We start from the raw sequence: 12,145 nt of genomic DNA on the forward strand, positions 1-12,145 counted from the left end.
TGTTATGTCGTACTTTTCTATTTTTATTCAGTATCTGTGTGACAATATACATTTTAAGTTGGGATGATGCTTTTTTATGGTATGTAAAAGGAGGTATGGAAGAGTTTCCATACCTCCTTCTTATTAATATGGTCCACGAATGTGATCGTGTACTTCTTTTTGATAAAAAGACTCTAATTTAGCTAGCTCCTCAGCGGAAAAGTCTGGGACATCCAGTGCTGCCAAGTTATCCTCCACCTGTTTAACTGTTTTAAATCCAGGAATAACAGAAGAAATCGCGTCATGGCTTAAAATCCATTTCAATGCAGCACGAGTCATGTTGCCACGACCATCCGCAATCCAATTTAATTGTTCACTTAGCTCTACACCTTTTTCGAAAGGTAAACCAGCAAAGGTTTCACCTACATTAAAGGCTTCACCATCTTTATTAAACTTACGATGGTCATCCTCTTCAAACGTATGACCTTTTGAGAATTTACCTGTCAACAAACCACTTGCTAATGGTACTCTTGCTAAAATACCAACATTTTTCTCCTGTGCAACCGGGAATAATTCTGTTACTGGTTTTTGACGGAAAATATTAAAGATCACCTGTATTGCGGCAACATTTGGGTTTTCCATCGATAACAAACCTTCTTCAACCGTCTCTACACTTACGCCATAGTGACGGATTTTCCCTTGTTGTTGTAATTTATCCAATACTTCAAATACTGCTCCATCACGCAAAATTTCAATTGGAGGACAATGGATTTGAATTAAGTCTAGTTGATCACGTTGTAATCTTTTTAAACTATTCTCCACATAATTTGTAACAGACTCTTCTGAGTATGTTTTTGGATCATGGATATCACCTGCACGACAAAATTTTGACGCAATATGAATTTTATCTTCTTTACCTTTTGTCGCTTTTGCTAATAATTCCTCGCTATGTCCATCACCATAGACATCTGCTGTATCAAAGAAATTGACACCAGCATCCATAGCACGTGCTAATCCTTCTAGTGCCTCTTTATCATTCGTCTGTCCCCAAGCTCCACCAATTGCCCATGTACCAAAGCTTAGTTCACTTATTTTCATATCGGTTTTTCCAAACTGACGATATTGCATATGATCTCTCCTTTTCGTTTACTATTTATTCGTTTTCACGTAGTCTCTCCAATTATGGACAGGCTGCCAACCTAATAGTTCTTTAGCTTTCTTATTACTTAATAATGTTTCATACCCATCAATTGGTTCACGAATATCCACTACATTTGGAAAGCAGGTTTCCATTAGTTCCTTGCTTGTAATATCCATGCTTGAATTATCCGCTGCTAGATTTAGTTCCACAGTTCCTAATCCATCTTTTTCTACTGCTAATCGGTACGCTGCACCAGCATCACGAGCATCTATGTAACTCCAAAGAATTGGCTTTCTCAGTTCTGGCTTATCAATAAAGTCCGGGAAGTTTTCATACATGTCTGGCGCAATCACATTGCCTACCCTCATAGAAACGACTTGCATACCTGTACGCTGATGGATCATTTCCGCTGTTTTTTCATTAACTATTTTGGATAACCCATAGCTATCTTCCGGCATTTGTGGATGCTCTTCATCGATCGGTACATATAACGGTTGAAGGTTTTGCTTGGTAAAGACAAGGCCGTAAGAAGATTCACTGGACGTAATCACTGCCTTTTTAATTCCAAGTGAGCCTGCCGCTTCTAATATATTATAGGTAGACATCACATTATTTTGAAATGTCACTTCATTAGGATGGGAATATGCTACTGGTATTGCTGCCAAATGAACAACGGCGTCTGCACCTTCTAATACACCATACACTTCTCCTAGGTTTGTTAAGTCTGCGATAATAGTTTTACACAGTGGATTCTCAGGATGCTTCTGATCAACATTTACTACCTCATAACCATGATCCAAAAACTCTTGGACAACAGAAGGTCCTAATTTACCACTTCCACCTGTAATTACTACTTTTGTCATAACGATGCCACCTTCCAATTTTGTTTACGCTTCCATATTGTATTGTACTCTCTTTTATAGAAGTTGAAAAAGAATCCGCTTGAGCTTATCTGAAAATACTATTTGAGATTTTTATATTTTATCGCTCAATAGGATATGATTTGGTATGATAGAGAATACGAAAGTAAAAATATCGAAACCTGTCAATCCTATTAAAAGGAGGACTAGTATATTAATGAGAGAATTTTATAAAGTATTAATTGTAGATGATGAAATGTTGATTCGCCAAGGCATTATTAATTATATAGAATGGGAAAATGAAGGGTACAAAATTATTGGGGAAGCCTCTAATGGTGTGGAAGCCATGCAGTTAATGGAGACTCATCACCCCCATATTATCATTACAGATATTGTGATGCCGGGGATGGATGGAATAGAGTTAGTAAAAAACGTAAAAGATTCTTATCCTGAAACAGAAATCATTGTTTTAAGTAGCTTTGAAAATTTTGATTATGTTAAACAGACCTTTCAAAATGGCGTTGCTGATTATATCTTAAAACCAAAATTACAAACAGATGAACTTTTACAAACATTAAACAGAGTGACAAAATCACAAAAGAAAACGACTCAATCTAAAGAGTCACAACCTTCTATAGAGGAAATTTTGCAAAAAATAATAGCTGGATATCAATCCATTCGAGAAATGGATTATGCTCGTGAACAGTTATCTAAAGATACATTTATCCTCATTGAATCTTTTTGGAATAAAAGAACAGATCAGCAATTATCCCATCATATTATTACAAATCAATTAGAAAATAGGCTTAGTAATGCAATACTTCGCAGCGTACCTTTTAAAGAGAATAGTGCACTCTATTTAGTCAATTTCTCAGAAATGTCGATAAATGAGCTGAAAGAAGCGGTATATAATAGTAGTAAAAATATATCTGCTAACCAATTAAAATGGGTGATAAGTAATCCTTTTGATTCTTTGGAAGATCTGAAAACTAATTATGAAATAACTCATAAAAAAATTATACAATATCATTTTTATTTGCCTGAGGTGAATTTTCTTTTCTATGATAATTTACCGGAATCAGAAATCGTAAATACTGAATTTGATTTAAATCATATGATCTACTTATTCAAAAGAAAGCAATTCCAAGAAGCCTTTATTTATTTAAACAAACACATTGGATTATTATCGAATCAATACAATACTGACGTTTTCGAGTTTCAATCATGGTTGGAAAACATAATCTTTAACATTATTGTATTACTTGGCAACATGAACTATGGCATTGAGGAACTCGAAAAAGAGAAATACCAGTATTTCCAAGAGATTAATGAAGCTTTTAATGTACGAGAAGCGATATCTACATTTGACCAATTTCTATCCAAAGTAGAGCAAAAAGTTTTACCAGAAAATGCTGAAGCAATGTCTAATATTCAATTATTACTGGATTATATTGAAGAAAATTATGATAATCATCTTACATTAAGTACATTAGCAAGGCATTTTCATTTTAACCCTTCTTATTTGTCGAGTTACTTTAGCAAACATCATAAAGAAGGCTTTAGCGATTATTTAAATTATATTCGAATCAAAAATGCAATGCAGCTACTTGAATCTACTGATAAGTCTATCTCTTCTATAAGTGAAGCAGTTGGCTACTCAGATCCTAGCTATTTCACAAAAGTATTTAAGAAAGTGACAAACACTTCTCCTAGTACCTACCGAAAAGAAAACAAACGACAGAATTGAGGACATCTCAAATGAAGAAACTCATTCGTATTTTTCAAGCAAATAATTTATTTATTAAAATATTCTTAGTTATGGTGGTTAGTGTTATTGCAGTATCAATTATGATCACATATAACAGTATTCGCATGTCAACAAACTTATTTCTTGATACTTTTAGTATAACTAATTCCAAGATCATGGACCAAATTACAGAAAGATTTAATTTGTTTACCAATTCGATCGTTTCTGCCTCTCTTGAAGTGGATACAAACGGTACGATTAAACAATTATTACAAGTTGATCATGAAACCGCTAGTGAACAATCGCCTTATTATTATCATATGACATATGAAATGGAGCGGATATTTGCAGAAGTTGACCCAAATGATGCCAATATGATTATTTTAAGTAACCAACAAGATGTTTTTAATATGAATTATATTAAATGGCCAGTTGATGGAGAATTATTGGCTAATCATGATATTATTGATCGCGTAGAAAAGAGTGACACGGATATTGTCTATCAATTTGAGCAATCTGAGGTAACAAATGGGGTTCCGATGGTAATTGCTTCAAAAGCTTTAAAATTAAGGTCAGATGAAATATATGGCTATTTATTCTTTTCGTTGACAGAGCCCGATTTAAAAAAGTTCTATGAGAGCTATACAAGTGCAGGAAATAATGTCTTATTAATGACCCCAAAAGGAGAAATTATATCCAGTAATCAAGAGGAACTTATTGGCGACTCCTCTTTAGAACTGTTGAGCTATGCAGAAGGAGTTAAAGGAGAAAGTTTAGAATATCGTAATATTAATGTGTTTGGACAAGAATTTGTGTTTCTTTCACAGTATATCCCTAGCATGGATATCTACCTTGTAAATTTAATCGACCAGGAGGTAGTGGCAGATAATGTCATTAATGCGAGTGATATTTTATTAATTGCTATCGCCATAGTAAGTTTGGCTGTATTAGTTGCCTTTTTAATTTTGCGTAAGATGACTGTTTCCATTAGTCAATTAGTTCGACAAATATCCGACATGGCAAGATATCAGTTTAATAAACCATTAAAAGAAGCTGGTGGATATGAAACACGCAAAATTGCTAAGGCCTTTAATTATATGTTAAATGAATTACAAGATTACGTGCAGATTTTAATGAACACACAGGATAAGCAACGAAAGGCTGAATTAGAAGCACTACAACACCAAATAAATCCACATTTTATTTATAATACATTGGCTTCGATAAAATTCATGATACGACAAGAGAAGAAAGAAACAGCATCAAATACTATCGATTCTTTTATATCACTATTACAAAATTCATTAAGCAATGTGGATGAAACGATTACTGTAAAACAAGAATTAGAAAATTTAAAAAGCTATGTGCAAATTAATCAGGCCCGTTACGGAGAGCGTATTAAAGTAAATTACTTAATTTCTCCAGATTGCATAGATCTGTTGATACCAAAACTAGTGATCCAGCCTTTTATCGAAAATGCATTTTTTCATGCGTTTACGAAAAAAAAGACTGGCTTCATTCAAATACTGATTGCCAATCGTGAAGATAATCTAATTTGTGAAATTATTGATAATGGTGATGGGATGATTTCTGATCAATTAGATAATAAAACCATTAAAACAAAAGAGAAACGTCAGCTCTTCAGTGGGATTGGTGTTAAAAACGTACATGAAAGAATTCAGCTACTATATGGCAAAGACTATGGTGTAGAAATAGAAAGCGAACCATTTCAAGGGACAAAAGTATTAATAAAACTGCCAATCCGTAATTAATTTAGTAATAACAACCGGTTAAGCCCACCCGGTTCTTTATGTAGTAATTTTGAAATGGATAATAAATTTAGCATCCGCTCCGGCTTGCCGGATTTTATTACACATGTTAAGAAAGTTCGAAAAGTTAGCTGTCACAAATGATGTAGAACTACTTTATAGCGTAGGTCGTCCGCTTCCACTCCTACGGGATGATTTTCGCCTAAGATCCACTTTAGTAAGCGAGCTGTGCTTACTAAAGGTAGCTTAAGATGTGTCGTGGAAAGGGAAGTGGACAGCCATAGCGGTGGATTCATATACACTACATTTCAAAATGTCTACATTGAAAACATGTTGATACAGCAGATTATATGCTTTCCTTACTTATAAAAAAATCTTTAAATTCTAAATATAATACCGAATCTAAAAAAAATACTAATATTTTTAGAAAGAATAGTACATTCTAAAAATAATCTCATTTTTTACTAAAGATCGTCCAAGAGGTTTTTAGTATTTTTTGTTACAATTTCATTACAGTGCTGAAAACGATTTCAACACTACACAAAATATATAGGGGGTTATTATAGTGAGAGAAACATTTACTAAGAAATTTTGGTTGTTAATGGTAGCACTATTAACTACTGTAGTTTTAGCAGCATGCTCTGGTGGAGATGACGATGCTGCAGAAGAAGGTAGTGAAGGTGGCAGTGATGAAGGTGGAGAAACAGCTGGTGATGAAGGTGCCGATATAACAGCATGGGCATGGGATGTTAATTTCAACATTGCTTCATTAGAGCTTGCACTTGAACATTATGACAATGAAGATTATTCAATGGAAATTATTGAAAATGCTCAAGATGATATTGTACAAAAATTAAACACTGGTTTAAGTTCTGGAACAATGCAAGGTATGCCTAACATTGTATTAATTGAAGATCAGCGTGCACAAAGTTTCTTACAGTCTTATCCAGATGCATTCTATCCGATCGGTGATTATTTCAACACAGATGATTTTGCCGAATATAAAATTCCACCAACAAGTTTTGATGGAGAACAATATGGTCTTCCATTCGATACTGGTGCAACAGGTTTCTTCTACCGTACAGATTATTTAGAAGAAGCAGGCTATGCTCAGGAAGATTTAGAAGATATTACATGGGATGAATTTGTAGCAATTGCACAAGATGTTAAAGGTCAAACAGGTAATCCAATGCTTGCACTTGACCCTAATGATTTAGGAATTCTACGAGTTATGATGCAAACAACTGGTACATGGTATACAACTGAAGATGGTGAGATCAATATCGAAAATAATGAACCGCTAAAAGTAGCTTTAGAACATTACAAAACACTTATGGACAATGACTTAGTGAAATTAGTTTCTGACTGGAGTCAATATCTAGCAGCTTTTAACAGTGGTGATGTAGCATCTGTTCCTGCTGGTAATTGGATCGCTCCAAGTATTGAAGCAGAAGAGTCTCAATCAGGTCAATGGAGAGTTGCTCCAACTCCTCGTTTAGACATGGAAGGTGCTGCAAATGCATCCAACCAAGGCGGTAGTTCTTGGTATGTATTGAATATCGATGGAAAAGAAGCAGCAGCAGAATTTCTTGGAAGCACATTTGGTTCTAATTCTGACTTCTACCAGGAATTACTTACAGAAGTAGGGGCAATTGGTACGTATAAACCAGCTTCTGAAGGTGATGCATATCAATACGAAAACGAATTTTTCGGTGGACAACAAGTTATTTATGAAATTTCTCAATGGATGGAAGAAATACCACAAGTTGATTATGGAATGAATACTTATGGAATCGAAGATATTTTATCTGCTGAAATTCAACAATATTTGGATGGAAAAGAATTAGATGATGTCTTAGCAGATACACAAACACAAGCTGAAAACCAGTTTAAGTAATTTAGCATTTTAATCTTAAATAGAAGAGCTAACCCTTTAATTAGGGTTTCTCTTCTATATTAAGAAATACGAGGAGGGGGAACATCTTGAGTCAACTATCAAATACAGTCAAACCTACGTTTATGCAACGTTTTAAAAAGAATTATATTGGTTGGATTTTCATTCTATTATCAGTAGTGGGAATCAGCCTTTTTTACTTTTATCCTATGGTTCAAGCCTTCATTCTATCGCTTCAATCCGGGATGGGAGCTAATTTAGAATTTGTTGGTTTTGACAACTATGTAAGATTATTTAATGATCCGACATTTATTACAGCATTAACGAATACAATATTGTACTTGTTAATTCAAGTCCCAGTAATGATTGTATTAGCTTTAATATTTTCCGTGTTATTAAATGATCCTACATTAAAATTCAGAGGTTTTTTCCGTACCGCAATATTCTTACCTGCAGTAACTTCACTTGTAGCATACGCAGTTATTTTTAAGTATTTATTTGGAAATGACGGAATCGTAAATGATTTACTGTTGAGTCTAAACCTTGTTTCTGATCCAATATCCTTTCTTTCAGATTCGTTTTGGGCAAAGATAACCATCATCTTAGCTATTACTTGGAGATGGACTGGCTATAATATGATCTTCTATTTATCTGCATTACAGAACGTGGATAAGTCAATGTATGAAGCGGCTAGAATTGATGGAGCTTCTGCCCTACAACAATTTTTCTTTATAACAATTCCACTATTGAAACCAATTATTCTCTTTACATCAATCGTATCAACCATAGGTACGTTACAGTTATTTGATGAAGTTATGAATATTACAAGCGGTGGACCTGGTAATGCAACAATGACAATATCAATGTATATTTATAATTTATCATTTGAGTATACACCAGACTTCGGATATGCAGCTACGGTTTCTTATGTAATTCTGATCATAGTTGTCGTTCTATCCTTTATCCAATTTAAAGTGGCAGGTGATCGAGATTGAAAAAATTTAAAAGAGTATTTATTTACCTATTCTTAAGCACTGCAGCTATCATATCGATTTTCCCATTTTTGTGGATGCTTGTAAGTATGACGAATAAATCGGTAGACGTTACAGCTGGCCGCTTAATACCAGGAACGCACTTAATTGAGAATTTCAAAAATTTGTTAGATCAAACTCAGATAGGGTTAGCAATATGGAATTCTCTTGTAATTGCTGTAATTACAACCTTCTTAACCTTATTGATAGGTTCATTAGCAGGTTACGGTTTTGAAATATATCGATCTAAAATGAAAGATACGGTATTTAATATCTTAATCTTGTCAATGATGATTCCTTTTGCTGCGATTATGATTCCTTTGTATCGACTATTTGGTCAAATTTCAAACGATGCGCCATTAATTGGTTTAGATACATTAGCGGCTGCGTTTTTACCAACTATCATTACAGCTTTCTTCATTTTCTTTTTCAGACAAAATACAAAAATGTTTGCGAGAGAACTTGTGGAAGCGGGTCGTATTGATGGACTCAGTGAACTCGGTATCTTTTTCCGAATTTATTTACCTACGATGAAAACGACTTATGCAGCTGCAGCTATTATTGCCTTTATGAATAGTTGGAATAACTATTTATGGCCATTAGTAGTTCTACAGTCTCCTGACAAACAGACGATACCATTATTGATTTCGAACTTAGGTGCAGGTTACACGCCTGACTATGGTGTTATTATGCTAGCTATCGTTATTGCTACATTACCAACTGCAATTGTCTTCTTCTTGATGCAAAGACACTTCGTAGCCGGTATGATGGGCTCTGTAAAAGGTTGAAAAAAAGGTGAAGCTGGGATAACCCCTGCTTCACCTTTTTAATGGAGAATTCAATGTGTTTCACGGGAATCGCCGATTAATCCCACAATCAGTTTTTGATTACATCGATTAGTTCGAATTTGGTTACATCTACTAATCCTCTGTTGGAAATTCTTACTTCTGGGATAACTGGTAAGGCGATTAGTGAAAAGGTCATAAAAGGCGCATGAATTTTGCAACCAAGTTGTTTCCATGCTGCCTCCAATTTCCTAACTTGTTCCACCACGATTTCCAATGGCTGATCTGACATTAAACCTGCAATCACCATCGGTACGTGTGCTAAAATCTCACCGTTTTCTACTACAACCATGCCACCACCATAGTCAGCTAACGTGTTTGCAGCTAAAGCCATATCTTCCTCATTCACACCCATCACTAACAAATTATGGCTGTCATGTGCAACGGTCGAAGCAACCGCCCCAGATTTCAACCCAAATCCTTGTGCAAATCCCAAAGATATTTGACCTGTACCATGATGACGATCGATACATGCTAACAAAATAACATCCTGTTCTAAATCTGCTTTAATAACACCATCTTTCACTTCTAAAGTGGTTGTCATTTTTTCTGTACGTGCACTATTTTCAATGACACGAATCCCATTAATATCTACTTTCTGTTTATTAGTAGTTGTTAATCTAAAATCGGTGGCCGAGAGTGTATCTCTTAAATTCACCGTGTTTTTAGCACTTTCTGGATACTGGAATTCAGGAATCATCTTGACTAATTCATTATCAGAAACTATCAACTCACCATTTGTAATTACTGTACTAGGCTCCATTTTATTCAAATCGTCTATTAAAATGATATCTGCATATTTACCCGGGGTAATACTACCCAATTGTTTGTCCATTTGAAAATATCTTGCTACATTAATGGTAACCATTTGGATCGCCGTTACTGGATCGACACCTTCTTCAATGGCCCGACGAACCACATGATTGATTTGCCCTTTTTCTACTAATGTTTCTGGATAGATATCATCTGTTACAAGGGAAACATTAGCAGAATCAATACCATCCTCTGTTATGATCTTAATAACCTCTTTGACATCCTGCCAAGCTGACCCTTCACGAATCATAATATGCATACCGAGCCTAGCTTTCTCTAATGCTTGCTCCTTCGCTACCGCTTCATGACAAGAATCCACTCCAGATGCAATATATGCTTGTAACATTTCAGTGGGACCATCTGGGAAATGACCTGTAACTGTTTTTCTTGCTGCCATTGTGGCTTCTATTTCCTTTATCATCTTAGGGTCATTATAGACGACACCAGGAAAATTCATAACTTCTCCAAGTCCTACCACGCCATCCCATTGAAGACCAGCTTCGATATCCTTTTCATCAAGCGCTGCCCCTGCATCTTCTAAATCAGTTGTTGCAGGAACACAAGAAGGAAACGTCGTAAATACTTTTAAAGGTAATTGTTGCCCCTCCTCATGCATTAAACGAACCCCTTCTGTCCCTAATACATTAGCTATTTCATGTGGATCCATAAAAATAGCAGTTGTACCTTTGAGTAATGCTGCCTTTGCGAATTCTGTCACTGATAACATGGTACTTTCTACATGCATGTGTCCATCCATTAGACCAGGTGCGATATATTGATCGGTCGCATCAATAATTTTCGTATCATTACCAATTACATGACTTGCGTTACCTATATAGGCAATCCTCTCACCTTTTATTGCTATGTCGATATTTTCTTGCAATTCTTTCGTCATCACATTTACTAATGTTCCATTGCGAATAACAATATCTGCTTCCGTTTCTCCAAGTGCGACACTTCTTAATAGTTCTCGATTCATGTTATAATCTCCTATCATTTTCAATTATTGGACGAGTCCTTCCTCACTTTTGTTTAGATATTTTTGCGTATCGTAAGTTTTTATAAGTTCCTCCTATAATAAGGTTTATAATAGTTTAACGTCAACGTTTAGATGTTCTTCTTATTATGGTAAAATAAATAGAGATTACTATTTTAGGAGAGAAAACATGAGAAACTCATTATTTGCCGCAACAGAATGGATTACCCGTTTCGCTTATGTCAATATTTTATGGATGGCCTTTACTATAATAGGGCTTGGTATCTTTGGACTCTTTCCCGCAACCGTTGCAATGTTTACTTTAATCAGACAATGGATCATGGGAAATACAGATGAACCTGTCTTCACCCGTTTTTGGCAAACCTATAAAAAGGAATTCCTCAAAAGCAACTTGATAGGATTAGTGTTTTATGTAATCAGTCTACTTTTTTATATTAATTTTCAGTTCATTCAATTTTATCAAGGTGGATTCTATAACGTTGTTAAAGTACCATTATATATCTTTATGTTAGCAATTTCTTTAACATTGATATATATTATACCAACATTTGTTCATTATGAACTACGTTTCTTAGATATTTGGAAAAATGCTTTTCTTGTTATGCTTATTCATCCACTGCACAATATCTCAATGGTAGTTGGTGCTGGTGCTGTATTATACGTGATGTATTCGTTTCCAGGAGCTTTGTTCTTTTTTGGTGCTAGTTTAGTCGGTTATATTATAATGGGGACCTGTTATCATGCATTTAGAAAAGTAGCAGCAAAAAAGGAAACAATAGTAGAAAAACAGGCTGGGACATAAATGTTTTTTCAAATGAAAACACGAATGATGTAATAATTTTGACATGATGTGTGTGCTTAGAAACCGCTTCGGCTTGTCCGCTTCCCTTTCCACGGTTTTTTCTCCTCAGCTAACTTGGATAAGCAAAAACCGCTTACCAAAGTGGATCTTCGGAGAAAAACATCCCGTTGGAGTGGAAGCGGACGCCTTCGCTAATTTTTTGTTCTACAACGATAGCATGAGCAAGCTTATAGGTATTTCTATCATTTGAACAATTCTTTACTTGAA

At 35.0% G+C, this 12,145-nt stretch carries 9 protein-coding genes; 6 read left to right on the forward strand and 3 right to left on the reverse strand.

The features are described 5' to 3' along the window. Positions 1-123 precede the first annotated feature (123 nt). Together BN3107_RS17180 and BN3107_RS17185 are read right to left on the reverse strand one after the other, a co-directional pair. The gene (locus BN3107_RS17180) at positions 124-1,107 is read right to left on the reverse strand and encodes an aldo/keto reductase (protein ID WP_058308842.1); all 984 of its coding nucleotides are present in this window, start codon (positions 1,105-1,107) and stop codon (positions 124-126) included. Between the two features lie 21 nt (positions 1,108-1,128). Beyond that, entirely contained in the window at positions 1,129-1,983 is an 855-nt protein-coding gene (locus tag BN3107_RS17185; RefSeq protein WP_058308843.1) for an NAD-dependent epimerase/dehydratase family protein, read from the reverse strand. Between the two features lie 214 nt (positions 1,984-2,197). Between BN3107_RS17185 and BN3107_RS17190 the strand changes: the two genes are divergently transcribed. The 5 genes from BN3107_RS17190 to BN3107_RS17210 all read left to right on the forward strand — a co-directional run bounded on the left by BN3107_RS17190 (position 2,198) and on the right by BN3107_RS17210 (position 9,209). Next, positions 2,198-3,727, forward strand: coding sequence for a response regulator transcription factor (locus BN3107_RS17190; protein ID WP_058308844.1), 1,530 nt, complete (start codon positions 2,198-2,200; stop codon positions 3,725-3,727). Between the two features lie 11 nt (positions 3,728-3,738). Then, a complete protein-coding gene (locus tag BN3107_RS17195) occupies positions 3,739-5,499 on the forward strand; it encodes a sensor histidine kinase (RefSeq protein WP_058308845.1) in 1,761 nt (586 codons plus the stop codon). Positions 5,500-6,097: 598 nt separating this feature from the next. Then, positions 6,098-7,393 carry an ABC transporter substrate-binding protein gene (locus tag BN3107_RS17200; RefSeq protein WP_058309284.1) on the forward strand — a complete coding sequence of 432 codons (1,296 nt, stop codon included), beginning with the start codon at positions 6,098-6,100 and terminating at the stop codon, positions 7,391-7,393. Between the two features lie 122 nt (positions 7,394-7,515). Next, positions 7,516-8,385, forward strand: a complete 870-nt coding sequence (locus BN3107_RS17205; protein WP_082631377.1) for a carbohydrate ABC transporter permease — start codon at positions 7,516-7,518, stop codon at positions 8,383-8,385. Next, positions 8,382-9,209, forward strand: a complete 828-nt coding sequence (locus BN3107_RS17210) for a carbohydrate ABC transporter permease (protein WP_058308847.1) — start codon at positions 8,382-8,384, stop codon at positions 9,207-9,209. Before BN3107_RS17205 ends, BN3107_RS17210 begins: the two co-directional genes overlap by 4 nt. An 88-nt stretch (positions 9,210-9,297) precedes the next feature. Here BN3107_RS17210 and ade read toward each other — a convergent pair whose 3' ends face one another. After that, positions 9,298-11,058, reverse strand: a complete 1,761-nt coding sequence (gene ade / locus BN3107_RS17215) for an adenine deaminase (RefSeq protein WP_082631354.1) — start codon at positions 11,056-11,058, stop codon at positions 9,298-9,300. A gap of 187 nt (positions 11,059-11,245) precedes the next feature. Between ade and BN3107_RS17220 the strand changes: the two genes are divergently transcribed. Further along, positions 11,246-11,878 carry a YesL family protein gene (locus BN3107_RS17220; protein WP_058308849.1) on the forward strand — a complete coding sequence of 211 codons (633 nt, stop codon included), beginning with the start codon at positions 11,246-11,248 and terminating at the stop codon, positions 11,876-11,878. Positions 11,879-12,145: the final 267 nt, after the last annotated feature.

Source organism: Gracilibacillus massiliensis, assembly GCF_001458115.1.
Taxonomy (GTDB): domain Bacteria; phylum Bacillota; class Bacilli; order Bacillales; family Amphibacillaceae; genus Gracilibacillus; species Gracilibacillus massiliensis.

What these genes read in the sequence shown, in the direction of transcription:
- BN3107_RS17180 (WP_058308842.1), bottom strand. Translation starts at nt 1,107, where the DNA reads ATGCAATATCGTCAGTTTGGAAAAACCGATATGAAAATAAGTGAACTA.
- BN3107_RS17185 (WP_058308843.1), bottom strand. Translation starts at nt 1,983, where the DNA reads ATGACAAAAGTAGTAATTACAGGTGGAAGTGGTAAATTAGGACCTTCT.
- BN3107_RS17190 (WP_058308844.1), top strand. Translation starts at nt 2,198, where the DNA reads ATGAGAGAATTTTATAAAGTATTAATTGTAGATGATGAAATGTTGATT.
- BN3107_RS17195 (WP_058308845.1), top strand. Translation starts at nt 3,739, where the DNA reads ATGAAGAAACTCATTCGTATTTTTCAAGCAAATAATTTATTTATTAAA.
- BN3107_RS17200 (WP_058309284.1), top strand. Translation starts at nt 6,098, where the DNA reads ATGGTAGCACTATTAACTACTGTAGTTTTAGCAGCATGCTCTGGTGGA.
- BN3107_RS17205 (WP_082631377.1), top strand. Translation starts at nt 7,516, where the DNA reads ATGCAACGTTTTAAAAAGAATTATATTGGTTGGATTTTCATTCTATTA.
- ade (WP_082631354.1), bottom strand. Translation starts at nt 11,058, where the DNA reads ATGAATCGAGAACTATTAAGAAGTGTCGCACTTGGAGAAACGGAAGCA.
- BN3107_RS17220 (WP_058308849.1), top strand. Translation starts at nt 11,246, where the DNA reads ATGAGAAACTCATTATTTGCCGCAACAGAATGGATTACCCGTTTCGCT.